At 74.6% G+C, this 21,118-nt stretch carries 20 protein-coding genes; 10 read left to right on the top strand and 10 right to left on the bottom strand.

Features of this window, described 5'->3' with window-relative positions; all coding sequences use genetic code 11:
• Nucleotides 1-160: 160 nt before the first annotated feature.
• The gene (locus tag V1L54_RS09765; protein ID WP_330117508.1) at nucleotides 161-1,048 is read left to right on the top strand and encodes a MerR family transcriptional regulator; all 888 of its coding nucleotides are present in this window, start codon (nucleotides 161-163) and stop codon (nucleotides 1,046-1,048) included.
• Between the two features lie 404 nt (nucleotides 1,049-1,452).
• On the opposite strand, the gene V1L54_RS09760 is transcribed toward V1L54_RS09765, so the two are convergent.
• From V1L54_RS09760 to V1L54_RS09750, 3 genes are all read right to left on the bottom strand, one after another.
• Nucleotides 1,453-1,824 carry an STAS domain-containing protein gene (locus tag V1L54_RS09760; RefSeq protein WP_330117507.1) on the bottom strand — a complete coding sequence of 124 codons (372 nt, stop codon included), beginning with the start codon at nucleotides 1,822-1,824 and terminating at the stop codon, nucleotides 1,453-1,455.
• A 569-nt stretch (nucleotides 1,825-2,393) separates the two neighbouring features.
• Nucleotides 2,394-2,978 carry a DUF5994 family protein gene (locus tag V1L54_RS09755; protein WP_330117506.1) on the bottom strand — a complete coding sequence of 195 codons (585 nt, stop codon included), beginning with the start codon at nucleotides 2,976-2,978 and terminating at the stop codon, nucleotides 2,394-2,396.
• A gap of 199 nt (nucleotides 2,979-3,177) precedes the next feature.
• Nucleotides 3,178-3,642, bottom strand: a complete 465-nt coding sequence (locus V1L54_RS09750; protein WP_330117505.1) for a hypothetical protein — start codon at nucleotides 3,640-3,642, stop codon at nucleotides 3,178-3,180.
• Nucleotides 3,643-3,678: 36 nt separating this feature from the next.
• On the opposite strand from V1L54_RS09750, the gene V1L54_RS09745 reads away from it, so the two are divergent.
• Nucleotides 3,679-4,071: a hypothetical protein gene (locus V1L54_RS09745; protein WP_330117504.1), complete on the top strand. Its 393-nt coding sequence runs from the start codon at nucleotides 3,679-3,681 to the stop codon at nucleotides 4,069-4,071.
• A gap of 27 nt (nucleotides 4,072-4,098) precedes the next feature.
• Here the strand turns inward: V1L54_RS09745 and V1L54_RS09740 are convergent, their stop codons facing one another.
• From V1L54_RS09740 to V1L54_RS09730, 3 genes are all read right to left on the bottom strand, one after another.
• Nucleotides 4,099-6,063: a hypothetical protein gene (locus V1L54_RS09740; protein WP_330117503.1), complete on the bottom strand. Its 1,965-nt coding sequence runs from the start codon at nucleotides 6,061-6,063 to the stop codon at nucleotides 4,099-4,101.
• A gap of 192 nt (nucleotides 6,064-6,255) precedes the next feature.
• Complete coding sequence (locus V1L54_RS09735; RefSeq protein WP_330117502.1) at nucleotides 6,256-7,593, bottom strand: ABC transporter permease; 1,338 nt, start codon at nucleotides 7,591-7,593, stop codon at nucleotides 6,256-6,258.
• Nucleotides 7,594-7,596: 3 nt separating this feature from the next.
• Nucleotides 7,597-8,442 (bottom strand): ABC transporter ATP-binding protein, encoded by an 846-nt coding sequence (locus V1L54_RS09730; protein WP_330117501.1) that lies wholly within the window; start codon nucleotides 8,440-8,442, stop codon nucleotides 7,597-7,599.
• Nucleotides 8,443-8,812: 370 nt separating this feature from the next.
• On the opposite strand from V1L54_RS09730, the gene V1L54_RS09725 reads away from it, so the two are divergent.
• Nucleotides 8,813-9,367: a hypothetical protein gene (locus V1L54_RS09725; RefSeq protein ID WP_330117500.1), complete on the top strand. Its 555-nt coding sequence runs from the start codon at nucleotides 8,813-8,815 to the stop codon at nucleotides 9,365-9,367.
• Between the two features lie 126 nt (nucleotides 9,368-9,493).
• On the opposite strand, the gene V1L54_RS09720 is transcribed toward V1L54_RS09725, so the two are convergent.
• Together V1L54_RS09720 and V1L54_RS09715 are read right to left on the bottom strand one after the other, a co-directional pair.
• Nucleotides 9,494-11,131, bottom strand: coding sequence for a cation:proton antiporter (locus V1L54_RS09720; protein WP_330117499.1), 1,638 nt, complete (start codon nucleotides 11,129-11,131; stop codon nucleotides 9,494-9,496).
• 98 nt (nucleotides 11,132-11,229) lie between these two features.
• The gene (locus tag V1L54_RS09715; RefSeq protein ID WP_330117498.1) at nucleotides 11,230-12,096 is read right to left on the bottom strand and encodes a universal stress protein; all 867 of its coding nucleotides are present in this window, start codon (nucleotides 12,094-12,096) and stop codon (nucleotides 11,230-11,232) included.
• A 269-nt stretch (nucleotides 12,097-12,365) separates the two neighbouring features.
• On the opposite strand from V1L54_RS09715, the gene V1L54_RS09710 reads away from it, so the two are divergent.
• The gene (locus V1L54_RS09710; RefSeq protein WP_330117497.1) at nucleotides 12,366-13,538 is read left to right on the top strand and encodes a glutathione-independent formaldehyde dehydrogenase; all 1,173 of its coding nucleotides are present in this window, start codon (nucleotides 12,366-12,368) and stop codon (nucleotides 13,536-13,538) included.
• 25 nt (nucleotides 13,539-13,563) lie between these two features.
• On the opposite strand, the gene V1L54_RS09705 is transcribed toward V1L54_RS09710, so the two are convergent.
• Nucleotides 13,564-14,409 (bottom strand): patatin-like phospholipase family protein, encoded by an 846-nt coding sequence (locus V1L54_RS09705; RefSeq protein ID WP_330117496.1) that lies wholly within the window; start codon nucleotides 14,407-14,409, stop codon nucleotides 13,564-13,566.
• Between the two features lie 187 nt (nucleotides 14,410-14,596).
• Between V1L54_RS09705 and V1L54_RS09700 the strand changes: the two genes are divergently transcribed.
• The 4 genes from V1L54_RS09700 (at nucleotide 14,597) to V1L54_RS09685 (ending at nucleotide 19,198) form a co-directional block, all read left to right on the top strand.
• Entirely contained in the window at nucleotides 14,597-15,940 is a 1,344-nt protein-coding gene (locus tag V1L54_RS09700; protein WP_330117495.1) for an FAD-binding protein, read from the top strand.
• A 312-nt stretch (nucleotides 15,941-16,252) separates the two neighbouring features.
• Nucleotides 16,253-17,845 carry a M28 family metallopeptidase gene (locus V1L54_RS09695; RefSeq protein WP_330117494.1) on the top strand — a complete coding sequence of 531 codons (1,593 nt, stop codon included), beginning with the start codon at nucleotides 16,253-16,255 and terminating at the stop codon, nucleotides 17,843-17,845.
• A gap of 155 nt (nucleotides 17,846-18,000) precedes the next feature.
• Nucleotides 18,001-18,297, top strand: a complete 297-nt coding sequence (locus V1L54_RS09690; RefSeq protein ID WP_031508611.1) for a type II toxin-antitoxin system VapB family antitoxin — start codon at nucleotides 18,001-18,003, stop codon at nucleotides 18,295-18,297.
• A 151-nt stretch (nucleotides 18,298-18,448) separates the two neighbouring features.
• Entirely contained in the window at nucleotides 18,449-19,198 is a 750-nt protein-coding gene (locus V1L54_RS09685; RefSeq protein WP_330117493.1) for a LytR C-terminal domain-containing protein, read from the top strand.
• A gap of 78 nt (nucleotides 19,199-19,276) precedes the next feature.
• Here the strand turns inward: V1L54_RS09685 and upp are convergent, their stop codons facing one another.
• Nucleotides 19,277-19,912 carry a uracil phosphoribosyltransferase gene (gene upp / locus V1L54_RS09680; RefSeq protein WP_330117492.1) on the bottom strand — a complete coding sequence of 212 codons (636 nt, stop codon included), beginning with the start codon at nucleotides 19,910-19,912 and terminating at the stop codon, nucleotides 19,277-19,279.
• A 275-nt stretch (nucleotides 19,913-20,187) separates the two neighbouring features.
• Here upp and V1L54_RS09675 point away from each other — a divergent pair, with 275 nt between their 5' ends.
• Both V1L54_RS09675 and V1L54_RS09670 read left to right on the top strand, forming a co-directional pair.
• A complete protein-coding gene (locus tag V1L54_RS09675) occupies nucleotides 20,188-20,394 on the top strand; it encodes a hypothetical protein (RefSeq protein WP_330117537.1) in 207 nt (68 codons plus the stop codon).
• A 129-nt stretch (nucleotides 20,395-20,523) separates the two neighbouring features.
• The gene (locus V1L54_RS09670) at nucleotides 20,524-21,072 is read left to right on the top strand and encodes a tRNA adenosine deaminase-associated protein (protein ID WP_330117491.1); all 549 of its coding nucleotides are present in this window, start codon (nucleotides 20,524-20,526) and stop codon (nucleotides 21,070-21,072) included.
• Nucleotides 21,073-21,118: the final 46 nt, after the last annotated feature.

Genomic DNA, 21,118 nt, shown 5'->3' with positions numbered 1-21,118 from the left:
CTCCGACCGGAGAACCGCTGTCACGGTCGGTCCGCCGCGGGACCCGCCGACGGCCGCGCCCACGACCCGCCGCCGGCCGTCCCCGGTGCCCGCCGCCGTCTTGCAGATGACGTGACGGCATGTGCTGTCGTGGGGGCAGCGAACGAAAGGCAGTGTCCCGATGACCTTCGATCCCCCCGTGCCCCGCCGCACCGTCAAGATCGGGGAGGCCGCCGGCCTGGTCGGCACCACACCCCGCGCCATCAGGCACTACCACCAGATCGGCCTGCTGCCGGAGCCCGGGCGCGGCACCGACGACCGGCGCCGGTACGGCTACGAGGACATCGTGCGCCTGCTGTGGATCCGGCGCATGACGGAGGCCGGGCTGAGTCTGGACGACATCCGGACCGTGCTCACGGCGGACGGCCACCGGCCCCGGCAGGCGGTACTCGAAGCCCTCGACCACGGTCTCGCGGAGAAGGAGGCGGCCGTCCGCGCACAGCGCGAGGTGCTCCGCCGCCTGCGCAGCGCCGACAGTGACGTCGGGCTGCTCTCCCCCGCCGTGGGGGAGGTGCTCGAACGGCTCGGCGCGGGTCCGCTGCGGCCGGACCAGCTCGACGACCTGCTGGTCACGGAGCGGATCTTCGGCCCCGAACGGGCCGCTCTCCAGGCCGCCGACTTCGGCCTCCTCGCCACCGACGAGAAGCTGCGCGCCGAGCAGGACCGCCTGGACCGGGCCGCAGAGGCGCTCACGGGCCCGGAGGACCCGGAGGTCGGGGAACTCGCCGCCCGGTACTTCGCCCACTACCAGGCCATGGAGGAGGCCAGGCGCGCGGCCGGCATCGAGCACGACGGCTACGACCCCCCGGTCGAGGTCGACCCGGAGACGGGCCGGGCGCGCTGGCCGGGCCTGGAGGAGGCCAGGCGCCTCCCGTCGGACGTGACACCGGCGCAGCTGCGGATCGCGGAACTGGTCGGCACCATGCTCGGCGCGTGGCTCGCCGGGGAGGACGGCGGTCCCGGCGGTGAGCACCGGCTCCCGGAGCGTTCCGCCGGGTCCTCCGGGTGAACGCGCGCCCGGTCCCGGTTCCGGTGGCTCCGGGCTCCTTCGCACCCGCGCCCGTGCCCGTGCCCGCACACCGTGGTCCGGCGAGTCCGCGGCCGCCGTATCCGCCACCGGCCGGGCGTCCGTGAGTCCGTGACCGCCTCCGGACCCCGGCCGCCACATCCCCCGCCGTACGGGGTGTCCGCGGGCACCGCCGGCGAGTGCCGCGGAAGCCTCTCCCGGCTCCGGCACTCCTCGTCCGCCGCGCGCGGGAGGACCCGTGGAAGGACCGCGCGTGCGGATCCGGCAGGCCCTCCCGCGGGGGTTCGGCCTGTCGGCGGCTCAGCCCCCGCACAGGCGTACCCCGTTCGCACGGAGCGGTGTGTTTCCCGCGCCCGGTGGCGGCTGTTCCCGCCGGGGCGGGACCGTCACGGCGCACCGCCCGCGGCGGCGGGGGCCTGAAGCGACGGTTCCCGGACGACATGAACCGGGTGGAACAGGAAGCCGGAGCCGGTGATCCCGATGATCCGGGCGATGGCCGGTGGCGGATAGTGCAGTCGCAGGATCACTCCGGCATCGGTGGCGAGCTGGGACGCCGCGAGGAAGGCGTTGAGTCCGCTGCCGTCGCAGAAGGTGACCGCCGTGAGATCGACGTCGACGGTACGGACGCCGTCGCGCAGGCACTCGGCCAGTGCGGTACGCACCAGCGGGGCCGTGACCAGGTCTATCTCTCCTGCCAGGGTGATCAGTGCACGGGTGCCGTGGTCGTGCCGGTAGACGCTCAGCTGGGGAAGGGACATGGCTCCTCGGTTCGGACGGCCCGCCGCGGAGCGCCGCGCGGCAGGACCGGGCAGGCCCTCGTGGCGTACCGCCGATACGGGGTGTGCGTGATGACGGAGTAACCGGCCGGTCCGGCAGCCCGGGTCCCCGGGCGCGGTGGCCGGCTCGGTCGTACGGGATGGGGGACGCGCCCGGGCCCGGACGAGAGGTCCGATCCCCGCGGGCCCCGTGTCCATGTGCCGGTGTGCCGCCGGGGACCGGGACCTCCTGCCGGGACACGGTCTGTGGCCCGGGGCGGCGGGACGGCCGGAAGCCCGGCGGGGAGCACGAGGCTCACCCCACTGCCTTCCGGGTGCGGGGCCGGTGCCGGAGCCGTTCCCCCTCGTGACGGTCACGACGGTCACGGGTGCCGCTCGCTCCGGCCCTGCCGCGCGCCTTCCGCGGAACCGGCGGCACCGGTCCCGGACCGGCCGAGGTGGAGGGCGGCGACGCGTTCACTGTGCCGCGAGTCGGGCGGGTGGGCGGGGGACACGCTCGGAGCGGACATCGCCGGGACCACGGCCACGGTCGCGTGAGGTCCCCGCGGTCCTCACACCGCCTCCGGCTGATCCGGCGTCACGGCGGTGACCGCCGGGATCCGCGGACGTGAGGCCGGACCGCGGGCCTCGTACCCCCCTTCGGAGTCCCAGACCGCTTCCACGGCCCGGTCCGCCTCGGCCGCCGTCCGCAGACACGCCGCCTTCTCCATCAACTCGCTCGCGGTCGACGTGCCCAGTGGGTCGCTCGCGGCGTGCATCAGCCAGGCGGCCGGAGCGGGGGCCGTCCGCGGCGGGACCACCAGCAGGTTCCAGCGGCCCACGCGGTACGAGAGCAGCACCAGCTCGTGCGGGTCCTGCTCGGCCAGGAACCAGCCCGCCTTCACCACGTGCCCGGCGACGGGCACCCTGCGCGGGACGGCCGGCCAGTGGGTGGGGTTCACCGTGACCCGGGTGATCCGCCCCCACAGCGGATCGAGCACGGCTGTCAGTGCGGGAAGTTCCGCACCGAGATCACGGGAGCGCGGCCACCAGGCGCCGTCCAGCGGAGCCGGTACGGAACCGGCCGGAGCCAGCGACAGGCGCGGAGAAGGGGGCCGGTCTTCGAGTGTCGGCGGGTGATGAACGGTCGCAGTCATGACGCGAACCCTGCCCCGGACCGGTCGGGACCGGCCCGGCGTATTCGATCGCCGAAAACGACATGGGCTTGGAGGCCGATGCGCGAAGTATCCTCGGTTTCTCCAGGGTACTCCCCGGACGGGCCGAACGGACCGTGCGGGCGGCGGGCGAACCGGTTCCCGTGCCCCTTTCCGGGACCCGTCGCCGCCCAAGTCCAGGTCAGGGCACGCGGGTCCGGGGACACGCGTGCTCCGGTACCGCCCGGGCCCGGCCCGCCGGGGCGGACGGGTCCAGTTCCGCGGCCAGTTCCGCCAGTGCGGCCTCGTGCCGGTGGTCCAGGGCGAGCGCGGCACCGCCGTCCGTCAGCCTCCGGCACGCCCGCTCCCGGGCCGAGGCGGGGTCCAGATAGCAGAACGCCATCCGGTCCCCGTGGGCCGTGATCCGGTGCCGCACCCGGGCCGCCACCAGCGCGGTGCGGACGGTACGGGGAGCGCCGTCGGCCGGCCGGACCGTGAACGGCCCGTCGACGCCCACCGCCAGACAGCTCACCGAACCGGAGTGGACGTCCAGTGCCAGGGACGGGCCGACGTACAGCGCCTGACCGGGCCACAGCCACAGCACGGCCCGGTCACGGCACGTTTCTGAAAGCGGCACCGGCCGCGCGGCGGACATGCTGACCGGCATCCGAACCATCCTCATCCGCTCTCCGGAAGGACCGACATGTGGCTGGACCGTGCCGCGACCGCCCTCCTCCTCGCCGTCGGGGCCGTGAATCTCCTCCCCGGTCTCGTCGCGTTCGCGCCGTCCCGGATCGCCACCGCGTACGGGGTGCCGGTGGACGGTCCCGGCTCCGCCGATCTGACGGTACTCCTGCGGCACCGGGCCGTCCTGCTGGGACCGGTCGGACTGGCCCTGGTCGGCGCGGCGTTCCTCCCGCCGCTGACCGTCCCCGCCGTGGTGGCGGGGACGGCCAGCATGGGGTCCTTCCTGCTGTTCGCGTACCTCACCCCGGGGCTGGGCGGCGCGACGGCGCGGGTGACGCGGATCGACGCGGCGGCGCTGACGCTGCTGGCCGTCGCCGCCGTGCTGCTCTGGCGGCGGGACGGCGGCTGAGCGGCGGCCGGACGGCCCGGCCCGCGCTCACAGCAGGAGCAGGACGGCGGCCGCCCACAGCGCGGACAGGGCGACGACGACCGGGCCGAGCGGCATGCCCTGCTCGGCCGGGGCGGCGTCCCCGGCCGGACGCAGCCCGGGCCGGTGCAGCAGGACGCGTATCTCCTCCGCCGCCCGGGCGGCGGACGTACGGCCTCCGGTCCGCCGTCCGAGCAGGCCCGCGCCCACGGGCGAGAGGTCCAGCGTCTCGTCACCGGACAGCCGGAAGCGGAGCCGGTCCGCGGTGTGCTGGACGGCGCCGAGCCGCTCCCACGGGACGCGGCGCACCCGCCAGGCGCCGGTCACCCACAGGCCCCCGCGGTCCGCCGTGACCCGCCAGCCGAACGCGGTGGAGACCGAGCCGATCAGCCAGCGCAGGCCCAGCACCAGCATCAGCGTCTGCCAGGAGATCCACGAGGGGCCGTCACCGAGAACGGCCCAGGTGAAGCCGCCCTCCAGCACCAGCAGGAACAGCCCGAGGGCCCGGGAGCCGGAGTCCGCCGACCAGGTCCGCGGACCGTCCGCCGGTGCCATGGCGGCGGCGACCTCCTCCACCGGGCGGCGGACGTTCGCGCGTTTGCGGGGCCCGGTCCGGGACCGGGAGCCGGTGCCCAGGAGGTCGCGGAGGCCGGAACCGGCCGGTTTCGCGGGGGTGACGCTGCACTCCACGGTCGGCTCACCGCCGTCCGCGGAGAGGAAGGCGAGCTCGGCGCCCGGGTACGGGGCACCGAACAGCAGCGCCTCGCGCAGCGGCGGCGCGGGGCCGGTGCCCCGGCACGCGTCGGCGATCTCCCGCAGTTCCCGGCCGAGTTCCCGCTTCGCCTCCGCCAGGTCCTCGGCCGCGAGGTTCAGCCCGTCCGCGCCGTCCGCGCCGGTCTCGTCGTCGCCGTCCCCGTGTTCCCCGTCGTCCTCCCCGTCGTCGTCCTCGAAGGAGTGCAGGGAGTGGAAGTGCAGCACGGGCGCGGAGGCGGTGAGGTCGTCCGCCGCGTACACCCAGGTCCTCGCGTCCTCCTGCCCCTCGCGGACGAGCACCCGCAGCACCGGCACCCGCCCCCGGCGCAGCCGGACCGAACGCCGCCGCCCCACCGCCCCGTTGACCGCGAACGCCACCCCCGGCACACCGGCCGCCAGCACCAGCAGCTCCCAGCCGAAGACGTCGTACGGCTCCGAGGCCAGGAGCAGCCGTCCGCCGCCGGACAGGAGCTCCACGGCGGTGCCGGGCGGATAGTCCCCGGGGTAGCCGGTCTCCACGCGGTAGGTGCGGCTCCCGGCGTCGGCCGTCAGGACGGAGGCGCCCCCGTCGTCCTCGTCCACCCCGGTGACCGTGGCGGTGATCCGCTCCGCGCCGGCCGCCCACCTCTCGTACGCGCCGATCTCCCCATCCGCCTGCCAGAGGCCGAACCCGGCCGCCGCCAGCAGCGGCGCGGCGATCCCGAAGGAGAACCGGCCGCGCCGGAAGGTGCGGGCCGCGGCCGGCAGCGGGTGGCCGGCGGGACCCGCGGCCCCCTCGGCGTACCGCCGCCGCCGTTCCGCGGCGGACAGCCGGTGGAGCAGCGCCGCCGCCGTCCAGGCGGCGGCGGCCGACAGCGCGAGCCCCGGCGGATCCAGCAGGCCGGCGAGGCCCTCCTCCACCGCGGTGCCCGCGAGGATCGCGCCGAGCCCGGCGAGGGCCCACCGCGGCTGCCGCCAGATCCAGTACAGGGTCAGCGGGACAACGGCCGTGAACGCCAGGCCCCACCAGTCGGCGCCGCAGGGCTCGGCCGCGGTGCACCGCGGCAGGGGCGCCGCCGCCGTGCACCACACGGCGGCGGCGAACAGCGCGAGGAAGGACCACAGGGGATGCGCCCAGCGCGCCGGGGCGGCGGCCAGCCAGCGCCCGGTGTCCGCCGACCGCCAGGGACGGGCGCCGGACGGTGTCCACTCGGACGGCAGGGGAACGACGGGTGTGCTCACCCGCGCATTATCGGCGGCCCGGCGAAGGAGCCGGTGCGAAGGGTGAGGAGCGAGCGAAAACCGGCCGTCCGGACGGGAGTTGGCGCCGACGGGCCGGCGGTGGAGCCGGGGAACCGCCGGAGACGCGGAGCGCGCCGCGGCCGGCCGTACGGGACGGCCGGCCGCGGCGGTGCGGTGCGGTGCGGATGAGGCTCAGGCGGCCACCGCCGCCGCCCGCACCGCCGGGACGCCCAGCGTCCGGCGGGCCGTGCTCAGGCCGGTGACCAGCGTGGCCACCGCGGCTACCGCCACGATGACCAGCCAGATTCCCGGGCCCTGCGCGGTGGGCAGGGTCGAGTCGGTGAGGACAGAGTTGAAGGCCGTGACCCCGGCGAGCCCCGCGGCCGTGCCGAGGAAAACCCCGGTCACCGTCAGCACCAGCGTCTCCACACCGACCATTCCCATCACCTGTCCGGGGGTGGCCCCCGCCAGCCGCTGCCGGCCGAACTCGGAACGGCGGTGGGTGGTGGCCGCGTACAGGCTGTTGATCAGCATGAGGCAGGCGAAGACCACGATGATGCCGACCAACATCGTGTTCAGCGTCTCCATGTTCTCGTCCTCGGCCGTCACGGTGACGCCGGACGGCGTCAGCACGTCGTTCTGGATGGCCCGCATGTAGAGCGTCGCCGTCGCCAGCCCGACGAAGATGGTCATCGGCATCAGCACTCCGGACAGCCGCTCGGCGCCCTTGCGCATGTTGTGCACGGCCAGTTGTCCGCTCGCGCCGGTGAGCGCCGCGACCGGCCTGCCCGCCATGGCCAGCAGACCGCGCAGCAGCACCGGGGAGAGCAGCGCGAAGCCGACGGACAGCACGATCGCGCCGTATCCCGGGGCCGCCATCAGCGCGGGCTCCTCGGCGTCCATCCCGAAGGTGGCGAGCACTCCCGCCGTACCGGCCGCGACAATGAGGCAGCCCACGACGGTCCGAACCCGGCCGGAGCGCCCGCGCTTCCCGGCGGCCTCCCTGGTCGCCCGGCGCACCGCGAGGAACGCGGCGCCCACCGAGGCCAGCAGGGTGACACCGATGCCCGAGAGCAGCGCCACGGGCCCCAAGGCGTGGTCCACGCCCTGGGCGACCTGCCCGCTGTCCTTGAACATCTCCAGCAGCAGCCGGCCTCCGAACACCGCGGGCACCACGGCCGCCAGCACCCCCGCGAGGGCAAGCACGGCCGCCTCGCCGACGACCATCCGCCGGATCTGCCCCGGGGTGGCACCGATGCTGCGCAGCAGTGCGAGCTCGGCGGCGCGCTGCCGGACGTTCACGGTCAGGGTGGAGGCGACGGAGAAGAACACCAGCAGCGCTCCGTAGCCGCCGACCATGGTCCCGACGGTGCCGAGCGTCTCCGCGCCGGCGCCGACGGCGGCGGCGTCCGCCGTATCCCGCAGCGAACCGAAGGTCATGATGAGCGTGGCACCCAGGGAGGTGGCCAGCAGGGTGGCGAAGAAGCGTCCGGGACGTTTCCGGACGGAGCGTACGGCCAGTGCGAACATCGCTCACACCCCCAGCGGCGCGTCGTAGGCGGAGGCGACGGTACCGGCAGCATGGCCGTCGTCGCCCAGGTGGGCCAGCCGCTCGGCGACGGCGTCCACGGTGGGCCGCACCAGCTCACCGGCCAGCCGGCCGTCGGCGAGGAACCGCACCGAGTCGGCGTACGAGGCGGCCACGGGGTCGTGCGTCACCATCACCACCGTCCGGCCGTGGATGTGGGCGGTGTCCCGCAGCAGCGCCAGGACGTCCCGCGCGCTGCGGGAGTCCAGCGCGCCGGTCGGCTCGTCCGCGAAGATCACGGCGGGCTCGGTGACCAGCGCCCGGGCGATGGCGACCCGCTGACGCTGGCCGCCCGAGAGCTCGTCGGGCAGATGGGCCAGGCGGTCCCCGAGGCCGACCCGGCCGAGGATCTCCCGCGCCCGCCCCCGGTCCACGCGCCGTCCGGCGAGCTTCAGCGGCAGGACGGTGTTCTGCTCGACGGTGAGGGTGGGCAGCAGGTTGTACTGCTGGAAGACGAAGCCGATCCGGGTGCGGCGGAAGCGCGTCAGCTCGGCCTCGCCGCGGCCCGTCATCTCCGCGCCGTCCACCACGACCAGCCCGCGGTCCGGGCGGTCGAGCCCGGCCGCGCACTGCAGCAGGGTGGACTTCCCCGATCCGGAGGGGCCCATGACGGCGGTGAAGCTCCCGGCCCGCAGGCTCAGCGACACATCGTCCAGCGCCCGCACCCCGCCGCCGGCGCCGACGGCCCCGTAGGTCCGGGTGATCCCCACCAGCCGCAGTGCCTCGCCCGCCCCGGCACCCGTCCCGGCGGCGGACGCCCGCCCTCTGCCCTTGCGACTCCGGTTCCACATGGTCGTTCCTCCCGCTCACCGGCGCTCCCTGCGCCACACCGAAGACGCTACGGCCGGCGGCGGGCGGCCACACTGGGCGTACGCACCGGAGCGGGGGTGTCGCCAGGTACACCATTCCTCATCGGTGAGTGGGGACGAGTCCCGGACCCGTACCCGGTCACCGCGGGCGCCCCGGACGGTTGTGGACGTCCTGGCCGCCCGTGTACCCGCCGCGTCCGGCGGCACGGACCGTGTCCGTGGTCCGGCGACGCCACCCGCCCGTGCACACATGGTCACGGACCGACAGGTGGAGACCTCCGTTCCCGCCTCCGCCCCGGTGTGCGAGTCTTTGCCCGCTTGGACGCCGAACGGTCGGGGGGGGGTGGGCGCCATGGGACCGAGCTTCAGGGTCCACGCGGGGGCGACCCTCCTGCTGGGCGTCGTGCTGTTGGCGGCCTCGGCACTCACCCTGCTGCCGGGCCCCTCGGTGCTCGGGGACGGGAAGGCCGCCCTCGCCGCCCTCGCCGTGCCGCTGCTCCCGCTCCTCGCCGCCGCCGTCCTCCGCGGCGTGTACGCCGGGGTGGGCGCCGGGTACGACCGGCGGCTGCAGTGGCTCGCCCTGCGCTCCCTCCCGCACGCGGTGTGGGCGTTCCTGGCCGTGCTGGTGGCCGCGGGAGCCGCCCTGGCCTTCAGCAGCACGCTCGGCGGAGGCGGCCTGTCCCCCCGGGAGCCCGAGGGCGGGCGCTACTTCGCCACGGACCACGGCGACCGGCGGAAGCGGGTGGAGATCTCCCGGGAGGAGTACGAGGCGCTGCGGAAGTACGACCAGCGCACCATGTTCGCGATCCCGGCGCTGCTGTGCACCGGCGCCACGGTCGTGGTCCTGGTCGCCGGCCGGCTCCGGCAGCCCGCCCCGCCCGGCGGGGACACCGGAGGACCGGCGTGAACGACGACAGCCGCATGACCCTGCGCGTCTCCCGGGACGGCGGCCGTACCCGGGGCCGCCGGTGACCGTGGTACGCGGCGGCGACCGCGTACCGGCGCTGGACACCGTGGCGTACCCGCCGTCCCCTCACCTCCGCAGCAGTTCCTCCACCGACTCCGCCACCTCCGACGCCGCCGCGTCGAAGGGCTCGATGACCAGGTCCGCGCCCGCCGTGCGCAGCTGCTCGGCGGTGCGCGGGGTGTGGGCGGTGAGGGCGACGTACCCCCGGTAGCCGTGGTGCCGCAGCCCGTGCAGCAGGGCCCGGCTGGTGTCCGTCAGGGGGATGGTGCTGATCACGCAGCGGGCCCGGGCCAGCGGCAGGTTCTCCAGGAAGTGCACGTCCTCGGCGCTGCCGAAGACCGCCGTCACGCCCTCCCGCTGGTTCCGCTTCACCCGGTGCGGGTCGAAGTCCACCGCCAGGACCCGGTGCCCGGAGCCGCTGAGCCGGTCGGCCAGGGGGCCGCCGAAACGACCCAGCCCGTAGAGGATGACGTCGACCTCCGGTTCCTCCCGGCCGGCCCGCACCTGGTGGCCCGCGGTTCGGTCGAGCCGCGTCAGCCAGCGCTCCAGGCGCCGGTAGAGCTGGTGGGAGTAGAGGATCAGATAGGTGGAGCCGCCGATGGTGACCAGTCCGACGACGGTGATCAGGCTGACGGCCCCGGCGTCGATGTGCCCGAGGCCGTAGCCGAGGGCGGCGAGGATCAGGGAGAACTCCGAGATCTGGGCGACCGTGAGCCCGGCCAGGAAGCCCACCCGTACCGGATACCGCATGGCGGCCATGATCAGCACGACGATCAGCGGGTTCCCGACCAGCACGAACACCGAGAAGACCAGCGCGTCGACGAGCTGTGAGCCGGCCTCGTCGAACTCCAGCCGGGCGCCCAGTTCGAGGAAGAAGAACAGCAGCAGGAAGTCGCGCAGGCTGACCAGCCGGGCGCCCAGCGCGTCCCGGTAGGGGGTGCTCGCCAGGGAGACCCCGGCCAGGAAGGCCCCGACCTCCGAGCTGAAGCCCAGCCACTCGCTCAGCGCGGCGACCGCCACGGCGTAGGCCACGCCGAAGAGCACCAGCAGCTCCTGGGAACGGGCGATGTGGTGCAGCAGCGGCGGCAGGACGTAGCGCATCAGCAGGGCGATCCCGGCCAGCAGCCCCAGCCCCTTGCCGAGGACCAGCGCCACCTCCAGGGCCATGCCGCCGCCGGTGCCCCCGGCGCGCTGCCCGAACGCGGTCAGCGCGATCATCACCAGCACCACGACGATGTCCTGGACGATCAGGAAGCCCACCGCGATACGGCCGTGGAGCTGCTCCAGCTCGCGCTTGTCGGACAGCAGCTTCACGATGATGATCGTGGAGGAGAAGGTGAGCGCGACCGCGACGTAGAGCGCCGTCACGGCGTCCATGCCCAGCGCCAGCGCGATCAGGAAGCCGAACACCGAGGTGAACAGCACCTGGCCGAGTCCGGTGGCCAGTGCCACGGGGCCGGTGGTGCGCACCAGGTGCAGGTCGAGCCGGAGTCCCACCAGGAACAGCAGCACCGCGATGCCCAGCCGGGCGAGCAGTTCGACGGTGCCGTCGGCCGCCACCCAGCCGGTGCCCGTGGGGCCGGCCAGGATGCCCACCCCGATGAAGGCGACGATCAGCGGCTGCCGCAGCTGGACCGCGACCATCCCCAGCAGGGCGGAGACGCCGAGCACGGCGGCGACGAGGGTGAAGTCGTGCGGGTCCATGGCCTCGGCCTCCGTTCACTCCCGGCCGGTCCCGGCCCTCCTCCTGCCGGTGCCGCGGCGCTGCGGCACCGGCAGGAGGAGGGCCGGAGCCACGGCGGTCACCTCCCGGTTCCGGCCCCGGGGACGACCAGCACGTCACACGGCGCCCAGGCCATCACATGCCGGGCGACGCTGCCGAGGAGGGCGTGTCCCAGACCGGACTGCGTCCCGGTGCCGACCACCACCAGTTGGGCCTCTTCCGTCCCGGCCAGTTCCGCGACGGTGTCCTGCGGACGCCCCGGCACCACCAGGACCCGCACCGGCCGCGGGTCCAGCCCGTCCGCCAGCCGCTCGACCTCGGGGCGGACCTGTTCGGTGACGGCGTTCCGCAGCTGCCGCAGCCCCTCCTCGTCCACTCCCTGGTGGGCGAGGAGGCTCTCACCGGGTACGGGACAGGAGCGCGCCAGGAGGTGACCGGCGCCGGGGAACAGCACGGTGCCGAGCCGGGCCGCGGCACGGGAGGGCTCCGTCCCGTCCACGGCGAGCAGGACCGTGCGGTACGCGGTGGCGGGCGGTTCCCTGACGAGCAGCATCGGGATCCCGCTCGCCCGCACCAGGTTCCACGGGGTGCCGCCGACCGGGACGCCGGCCCGTCCGTCCGCTCCGCGGGCCCCCACGACCAGCAGGTCCGCGTCCGCCTCCGCCACCTCGTCCAGGATCACCGGGGCCGTGTGGCCGGAGCGCACCTCGGTGACGGCCGTCCCGCCGGGTGCCGCCCGGGTGTACCGCTGGAGGTGGGAGCGCAGCTCGGAGCCGGCGAACTCCAGCAGCTCCGGGGCCGTCTGCGGCGGCACGGCGTACACCACGTGCAGATCCGCGCCGCAGTCGGCGGCGAGGGAGGCCGCGCGTTCCACCGCCTTCCCCGCCTCCGCCGAGAGGTCGGTCGCCACCAGCACGCGTCGGGGCGGCACCGAGTACACGGGCATCACTCCCGATCGCGAGGCGGCACACACCAGATTAGCGGTTATGTCCTGGTTTTCCAGTGGCCGCACGCCCCCGGTGCGCTCCGGAGCGGAACCTCCCGCACCGCCCCGCCCGGAAGGTTTCACCCGACCGCCGTACGGACACCCGGGAACATCCTGGGGCTTACAGGTGGATTTCCTGCCGAAAATCCGCGTAACGGGCCCCGCGCCGAGGCAGCCGGCTGCCGAACAGCAGAAGCAAGGCAGAAGCAAGGCAGAACAAGGAGGCACCCGTGAAGGCCGTCGTCTACAAGGAGCCGTACACCGTGGCCGTGGAGGAGGTCTCCGACCCCCGGATCGAGGACCCCACCGATGTGGTCATCAAGGTCACCACGTCCGCGATCTGCGGTTCCGACCTGCACATGTACGAGGGGCGCACCGGCGCGGAGTCGGGCATCGTGTTCGGCCACGAGAACATGGGGGTCGTGGTGGAGACCGGCCCCGGTGTCGCCTCGATACGCGAGGGCGACCGGGTCGTCCTGCCGTTCAACGTGGCCTGCGGCTTCTGCAGGAACTGCCTGGCCGGCAACACCGGTTTCTGCCTGACCGTCAACGAGGGCTTCGCGGGCGGCGCCTACGGCTATGTGTCGATGGGCCCCTACCGCGGCGGGCAGGCGGAGTACCTGCGGGTGCCGTTCGCCGACTTCAACTGCCTGAAGCTGCCCCCGGGCGACGAGCACGAGGACGACTTCGCCCTGCTCGCCGACATCTTCCCCACCGGCTACCACGCCACCGAGCTGGCCCAGGTCTCCCCCGGTGAGACGGTGTGCGTGTACGGTGCCGGGCCGGTGGGCCTCATGGCCGCCTACTCCGCGGTCCTGCGCGGCGCCTCCCGCGTCTTCGTCGTCGACCGCCAGCCGGACCGGCTGCGGCTGGCCGGACGGATCGGCGCCACCCCGATCGACTACAGCGAGGCCGACGCCGTCGAGCAGATCAAGGAGCAGACCGGCGGCGAGGGCACCGACAAGGGCATCGACGCCGTCGGCTACCAGGCCACGGTGGCCGAGGGCGAGGAGCAGCCCGCGATCGTGCTCAACAACCTGGTCGAGTCCGTGCGCCCCACCGGCATGCTCGGTGTGGTCGGGCTGTACGTCCCGGAGGACCCGGGCGGTCCCAGCGAGAGCGCGCAGAAGGGCGAGCTGCTGTTCCGGATCGGCAGGTTCTTCGAGAAGGGCCTGCGCATGGGCACCGGCCAGGCGAACGTCAAGGCGTACAACCGCCAGCTGCGCGACATGATCGTCTCCGGCCGGGCCAATCCCTCCTTCGTGGTCTCCCACCGTGTCCCGCTGGACGAGGCCCCGGACGCCTACCAGCGCTTCGACCGGCGGGAGGACGGCTGGACCAAGGTGCTGCTCAAGCCCTGGGAGAGCGACGGGCAGCGGAAGAAGGAGAAGGCGGCGGCGTAACGGGCCGGGCCCGACCGGGCCCCGCTCAGCCCTCCTGCCACACCTCGGCCACGGCCCGCGCGCACGCGGCGGCCTGGGCGCGTCCCGCCCGCGCGCAGGCCGCCCGGCGGGCCGGGTCGAGGGGGTTGCGGGCCAGCGCGCGGCGGACGGCGGCCCCCGGGGTGACCAGCGCGACCCGCGCCCCGGACACCCGCAGCCGGTCGGCCTGCCGGCCGGCGGTGGCGCCCGGCCCGAACGCCCGGGTCAGCGGGGCGAGCACCACGACCCGGTCGTACCCCCGGGCCAGATGGGCGTTGGCGGTGGACCACACACCGCCGTCGATCCACCGCCGCCCGCCCAGGGCGACCGGCGGCCACAGCCCCGCCAGGGCGCAGCTCGCGGTGACCGCCCGCGGCAGGTCGGCCCCGCCGCCGGAGCGGAAGACGCCCGGCTCGCCGGTTTCCGCGTCCACGGCGGTGACGTGCAGCCGCCCGTCGGGCCAGTCCCGTACCGGCAGCAGCGCGGCGACGGCCGCCACCGTCTCGGCCTCCGGCACGGTACGGGCGGCCAGCGCCATCCGCCCCAGCCGCCGTGCCACCGCCCGCGGGGTGCGCGGGCCGCCGAACTGGGCCCGCAGGAACCGCAGGGCCAGTCCGGGGGTGACGCGCGGCGCGAAGGCGGGCCCGTCCGGCCCGGGCTCCCCATCGACCAGCTCCTCCGGAAGCCGCCCGGCCACCAGCCCGGCACCGACCACCGCCCCCGCCGACGTGCCGATCACCACATCGGCACCGGCGAGGTCCACCCCGGCCTCCACCAGCCCGGCCAGCACCCCGACCTGCCACGCCCCGCCGGCGAACCCGCCGCTGCCCAGCACCAGTGCCCTGTCCGCCACTCCGGCCGACCTCCCTTCCCACCGGCCCTCTCACCGGTCCTTCCCACCGGTCCCGTCTGCCCCCGGCCGCGGCCGGCACGCACCGCGGACCGGCCCGTACGCATGTCGTACGCTCGCACGGCCGGGCGCCGCAGTGCCCGGAGCACGGGGTACGGGGTACGGGGTACGGGAGCACAGGGAGAGCACGATGGCCGCGACGCTGACGAACTGGGCGGGGAACGTCGAGTTCACCACCCGGACCCTGCACCGCCCGGCGTCGCCCGGCCGGCTCCGGGACCTGGTGGCGGACGCGGCCGCGGCGGGCGGCCGACTGAAGGTGCTGGGCTCGGGGCACTCCTTCAACCGGATCGCCGACACCACCGGCGCCCTGCTCGCCCTGGACGCGCTGCCCGGCGCCCGCACCGCCGAGGTGGACACCGCGAGCCGCACCGTCCGGGTCGGCGGCGCGACACGGTTCGGCGAGCTGTGCCCGGTGCTGCGGCGGCACGGGCTGGCCCTGCCGAACCTGCCGTCCACCCCGCACTTCACCCTGGCCGGGGCGTACGCCACCGGCACGCACGGCTCGGGTCACACCGGGGGCACGCTGGCGGCGGCCGTACGGTCCGTGGAGCTGCTCACGGCGGACGGGGAGACGGTCACCGTCACGCGCGGCACCGGCGGTCCGGGCGGCGCCGCCCCCGAGCCCTCCGACGAGTTCTTCGGGAGCGTGGTCTCGCTCGGCGCCCTGGGGGTGGTCACCGCCCTCACCGTGGAGGCGGTCGAGGCGTACGAGATCGAGCAGTACGTGTACGAGGGGCTGCCCTGGCCGGTGCTCACCGAGCACGCCGGACGGATACTGGGCGCCGCGTACAGTGTCAGCGTCTTCACCGACTGGTCGGGCCCGCCGCGCGTGTGGGTCAAGCACCGGGCCGGCGACCCGCGCCCCGACCTGGCCTGGACCGGCGCCCGGCCCGCGGACGGCCCCCGTCACCCGATCGAGGGGATGCCGGTGGAGAACGCCACCGAGCAGGGGGGCGTGCCCGGACCGTGGGACGAGCGGCTGCCGCACTTCCGCGCCGGTTTCGTGCCCAGTGTCGGTGACGAGCTGCAGTCGGAGTACTTCGTGCCCGCCGCCCGGGCCGCCGAGTCCGTCGCCGCGCTGCGGGAGCTCGGGGACCTGCTGGCACCCGTGCTGCAGGTGTCCGAGATACGCACCGTCGCCGCCGACCCCCACTGGCTCAGCCCCGCCCACGGCCGCGACAGCGTCGCCTTCCACTTCACCTGGATCCCCGACACCACCGCCGTCGGGCCCGTGCTGCTCCGGATCGAGGAGGCGCTGGCCCCGTTCGGCGTCCGTCCTCACTGGGGGAAGCTGTCCGGCACGGCACCACAGGCGCTGGCCGCCGCCTACGAGCACTGGACGGACTTCCGCACGCTGCTGGGCCGCCGGGACCCGGCGGGCGTCTTCCGCAACGCGCTGCTCGACCGGTGGTTCCCGCCGGAGCCGGACGGCACCGGCCGGGGCGGGGCGGAGCGGGCCGGAAACCCCTGACGCCCCGGGGACCTCCGGAAGCCCGGAAACCCAGAAACCCGGAAACCCGGAAGGCGGATCGGGAGGCGGGCCCGGAGAACAGTCCGGAGAACACCTCCGGGGGCATCCGGGTGTCCCGGCTCACAAGAACGGGCGGTTTGAACTCCCGGCACCAACAGGGCACTTCGGCCAAAGCGGTCGACTTGCGCGCCACGCATTCCCACGGCGCCGTTCGGTCGCTACCTTCCCTTGCACCGTGTCCGTAACCCGGACACGCAATCCCCCACGCCGAACAACTCTGTCCCCCCTGTACCGCACCGGAAGGATCCTCCCGTGCACGCACCTCCTCACAGAGGCAGAAAGCGCAGGGTCGTCGCGGCCGTCTCGGCCGCGGCCCTCACCGCCCCCCTGCTGATCGCCGCGTCCGCCGGCCCCGCGGCGGCCCGGCCCGCCCCGGCGGAACAGGGCGAGAAGCTGGCGCGGAAGCTGGTCAGGATGGCCGATGGCGACGGCGCCATGCGGCACCTGAAGGCGTTCCAGGCGATAGCGGACCACAACGACGGCAACCGCGCCGCCGGCACCGACGGTCACCTGTGGTCCGCGCGGTACGCGGGCACCCTGCTCAAGGCGGCCGGCTACAAGGTCACGTACCAGAACTTCGACTTCGTCTACCGCGAGACGCTCGCGGAGCGGCTGACCGTCCTCGGGCCCGACGAGCGCGAGGTGCCGGTCAAGCTGATGACGTACACCCCGAGCACCCCCGAGGGCGGCATCGAGGCGGCCCTGGCGGTGGTGCCGGTGGAGGCCGACGGCACCACCGGCTGCGAGCCGGAGGACTACGCGTCCGGCGACTACACCGGGAAGGTCGCGCTGATCCAGCGCGGCGGGTGCACCTTCGCCCAGAAGCAGGCCACCGCCGCCGACGCGGGCGCGGTCGGCGCGGTGATCTACAACAACGCCGAGGGCGAGCTCAACGGCACCCTCGGCGACGCCTCGGCCGGCCGCGTCCCCACCGGCGGCACCACCCAGGAGGAGGGCGAGGCGCTGGCCGCCGCGGCCGCCGCGGGCGAGGTGCGGGTCAACCTGGAGGTCCGTGAGTTCCAGGAGACCCGCAGCACGCCCAACGTCATCGCCGAGACCCGCGGCGGCGACCCGGACAACGTGGTGATGCTCGGCGCCCATCTGGACTCAGTCGCCGACGGCCCCGGCATCAACGACAACGCCTCCGGCTCGGCGGGCATCCTGGAGGTCGCCCTCCAGCTGGCCAAGGCCGAGAAGGGCAAGGGCAAGCACGGCAAGCACCGGGGCCACCCCAACAAGGTGCGCTTCGCGCTGTGGTCCGCCGAGGAGGTCGGCCTGCAGGGCGCCGAGCACTACGTGGCCAACCTGTCCGAGGCCGAGCGCGGGAAGATCGCCCTCTACCTCAACTTCGACATGATCGCCTCGCCGAACTACGGCCTGTTCGTCTACGACGGCGACGACTCCGACGGCGTCGGCGCCGGCCCCGGCCCCGAGGGCTCGGCCCAGCTGGAGCACGCGATCAACGACTTCCTGCGGTCGCGGGGCCACGAGCCGCGCGGCACCGACTTCAGCGGCCGGTCCGACTACGGCCCGTTCATCGAGGTCGGCATCCCCTCCGGCGGCACCTTCACCGGCGCCGAGGGCATCAAGAGCGAGGAGGAGGCCGCCCTGTGGGGCGGCGAGCCCGGGGTCGCGTACGACAAGTGCTACCACCAGGAGTGCGACGACCTGGGCAATGTGAACAGGAAGGCGCTGGACATCAACGTCGACGTGATCGCCGACGCGGTCGGCACCTACGCCTGGGACACGGACTCGCTGCGCGCCGAGGTGCCGTCGGAGCCCACCACGGGCACGGCGGGCAGCGGCGGCGGTCTGCACGACCACAGCCACGAGCTCACCAGCTGACCGGCTGACCGGCTGACCGGTACGGCCGTGCCGCCGGGTGCCCCCCGCGGGGCGGCCCGGCGGCACACCCGTACCGGCGGGTCGTATTCCGGTACGGCGGCGCCGGGCGCGGCGGAAGGCTGCGCCCGGCGCCGCCCTACCGGTAGGCTTTCCGTGTGATCTTCAAGCGAATCGGAAACGGGCGGCCGTACCCCGACCACGGCCGGGAGAGCACCCGTCAGTGGGCGGACGTCGCCCCACGCCCGGTGCGCCTGGACCAGCTCGTCACCACCAAGGGCCAGCTCGACCTGGAGACCCTGCTCGCCGAGGACTCCACGTTCTACGGCGATCTGTTCGCGCACGTCGTGAAGTGGAACGGCGACCTCTATCTGGAGGACGGTCTGCACCGGGCCGTACGGGCGGCCCTCCAGCAACGGCAGGTGCTCCACGCCCGCGTGCTCGAGCTCGACTGACGGCCACCGGCACGCCTCACCCGCACGCACCCGCCGGAACAGGCTTCCGGAACGTGCCCGGGTGCCCGCCGTTGCCCCTTTCGGGGCCGACCGCGCCGATAGCATTGATCATCTGGTAGGCATTGTGGCGTACCCGCACTACGCTGCGCCCATGAGCATGCTCACTCCCCCCGGCATGGGCGGCAGGTACCGCGTCACGGGTAACCGCTACCCGCGCATGCGCCGTCCGCGCAGGCGCGGCAGGATCGTCGTCGCCACCACCGCGGCCGTCACCGCCGTCGGGGTGCTCTCCTGGGGGACGGTCCAGCTCGTCGACGTCTTCACGGACGGCCGCCGCACGGTCCGCACCGCGGCGGCCGGGCAGGGCTGCGTGCCGGGCGGTACGGCGTCCCCGACCGCCGGAAGCACCGGAACGGCGGGGGCAGCCGGGACAGCCGGGACAGCCGGGACAGCCGGGAAGACACAGAACGCCAAGGGTGCCGAGGGGACCGCGCGGCCCGCGCCGACGCCCACCCGCACCGGCGCGCCGCCGAGGCCGGCGGCCGTCACCGTCAACGTCTACAACGCCACCACCCGTGCCGGCCTGGCCAAGAAGACCGCCGACGAGCTGCGCAAACGCGGCTTCAAGATCGGCGAGGTGGCCAACGCGCCCGCTTCCCTCGACAAGAAGGTCAAGGAGACCGGGCTGCTCATGGGCCCGCCGGAGGCGTACCGGAGCGGCGCGTTCGACGTCCTGCTCACCCAGCTCCCCGACGCCGTGGTCAGGCCGGTCGGCCGCGAGGGCGGCGAGGTCGACCTGGTCCTGGGCGACGCCTTCCGCGCCCTGGCGGCGGAGGCGGCCGCCCGGAAGGCCCTGACGGCCCTCGCCAGTCCGTCCCCCTCGCCCTCACCGTCCTGCTGACCGTACCGCCGGACCCCGGACCTCCCTGGAAAACCCTGGAACCCCGAGGCCCGGGGCCCCGCCGGTCCGGCCGCCGGCCTAACCCGCCGTCCCGTACATGCGGTCGCCCGCGTCCCCCAGGCCCGGGACGATGTAGCCGTGCTCGTTGAGCCGCTCGTCCACCGCGGCGGTCACCACCGTCACCGGCGTGCCCGCCAGCTCGCGCTCCATCAGCGCCACGCCCTCGGGAGCCGCCAGCAGGCAGATCGCCGTGACGTCGTCGGCACCGCGCCCGATCAGCTCCCGGATCGCCGCCACCAGCGTGCCGCCGGTGGCCAGCATCGGGTCCAGGACGTACGTCTGGCGCCCGGAGAGGTCCTCGGGCATCCGGGTGGCGTACGTGGACGCCTGGAGGGTCTCCTCGTCGCGGATCATGCCGAGGAAGCCGACCTCGGCGGTCGGCAGCAGCCGGGTCATACCGTCCAGCATGCCCAGTCCGGCCCGCAGGATCGGCACCACCAGCGGACGCGGGTGGGACAGCCGTACGCCCGTCGTCGCCGTCACCGGGGTGGTGAGGTCCACCGGCTCGGTGCGCACGTCCCGGGTCGCCTCGTAGGCGAGCAGGGTCACCAGCTCGTCGGCGAGCCGCCGGAAGGTCGGGGAGTCGGTGCGCCGGTCGCGCAGCGTGGTGAGTTTGTGCGCCACCAGCGGGTGGTCGACGACGTGAATCCGCATACCCACGACAGTAGCCCGGCCGCCGCCGGGCACCGATCCCGGCCCGTACTGGCGTACCCGCGTCTTTTCGGGGGACAGTGAACAGGTACGACCGGAGGTGTGGCCGTATGCACGAGCCGAAGGAACGACGCGAGGACATGCCCGGGGAACGCCGGGCCCTCATACGTCAGGAGCAGCACCAGGGACAGCGCCAGGAGCAGTTCCGGGGCGAGCGCCGCAGGCGCCCGGAGCCCCGGGAACGGCGCGGCGGCCCGGGAGAGGCCGCCGCACCCGACATTCCCGCGGACCTCGCGGGCACGGCGGCGTCCCGGGAGGCCCGGAGCGCCCGGGGCGCCGAGAGCGACGCGGAACGCCGCCGCCGCCGGGCCGTCTTCCTGCGCGAGCTGAACGAGGCGAAGGCACTGCGCGAGCGGGTCCAGCCACGGCGCGCCCGCGCCGCGCGGATGCGACAGGCGATGCGGATGCGGACATTTCGCTGGTAGTCCGCCGCAACACCCACCCGACCCACGGTCGAAGACCTCTCGCCGGGCGCCGGTTTCTGCCACGATTCCGAGTGGGCGGGGCGCGGTCCCGTCAGCACTCGGGCACCTGAAACCAGTGGGAGAGTCACGGTGTATTTCGCCGCACTGCTCGCGCGCACCGAAGACGGGTGGGAAGCGAGCGACACGGAACTCGACGAGGTCGAGACGCTTGCCGACCTCGCCGACCTGGCCCGGGAGGCCTCGGAGGACGACGAGCCGGTTCTGGTCTGCATCGAACAGGAGGGCGCCTGGTTCGGCGTCGTCCGGGTGGAGGGCGAGGAGGATCCCCGCGTCTTCGTCTCGGACGCCGCCGCGGCCACCCGCAGCTCCTACGGGGAGATCCTGCTCACCGACGAGCTTCTCGGCCGGGAGCCGGACGAGGAGGAGGACCTCGACCGCCTCGTGGACCTCGACGGCACGGAGGACGGCGAGCCGGAACCGGACGAGGACGGCCTGGCGGACGACGAGGACGGCACGCCCGCGACCGGGGCCGTTCCGGCGGGACCGGTGGGCGATGTCGACCTGCTGGCCGACTTCGGCGTGGACGCGAAGGCGCTGCTCTCGCTGACCTCGCAGGACGCGCTGAGCGAGATCGCCGACGCGCTCGGCTGCACGGAGACCCTGGAGGCCGTGCGGTAGCGACGGCCCGCCCGTCGGCCCCGCGGGCGGGTCCCGGGCGGGACAC

The sequence above is a fragment of the Streptomyces rubellus genome, assembly GCF_036323805.1.
In the GTDB taxonomy this organism is placed as follows: Bacteria; Actinomycetota; Actinomycetes; order Streptomycetales; family Streptomycetaceae; genus Streptomyces.
Note: the sequence above shows the minus strand (reverse complement) of the source record. Positions and strands in the feature narration are given on the sequence as shown.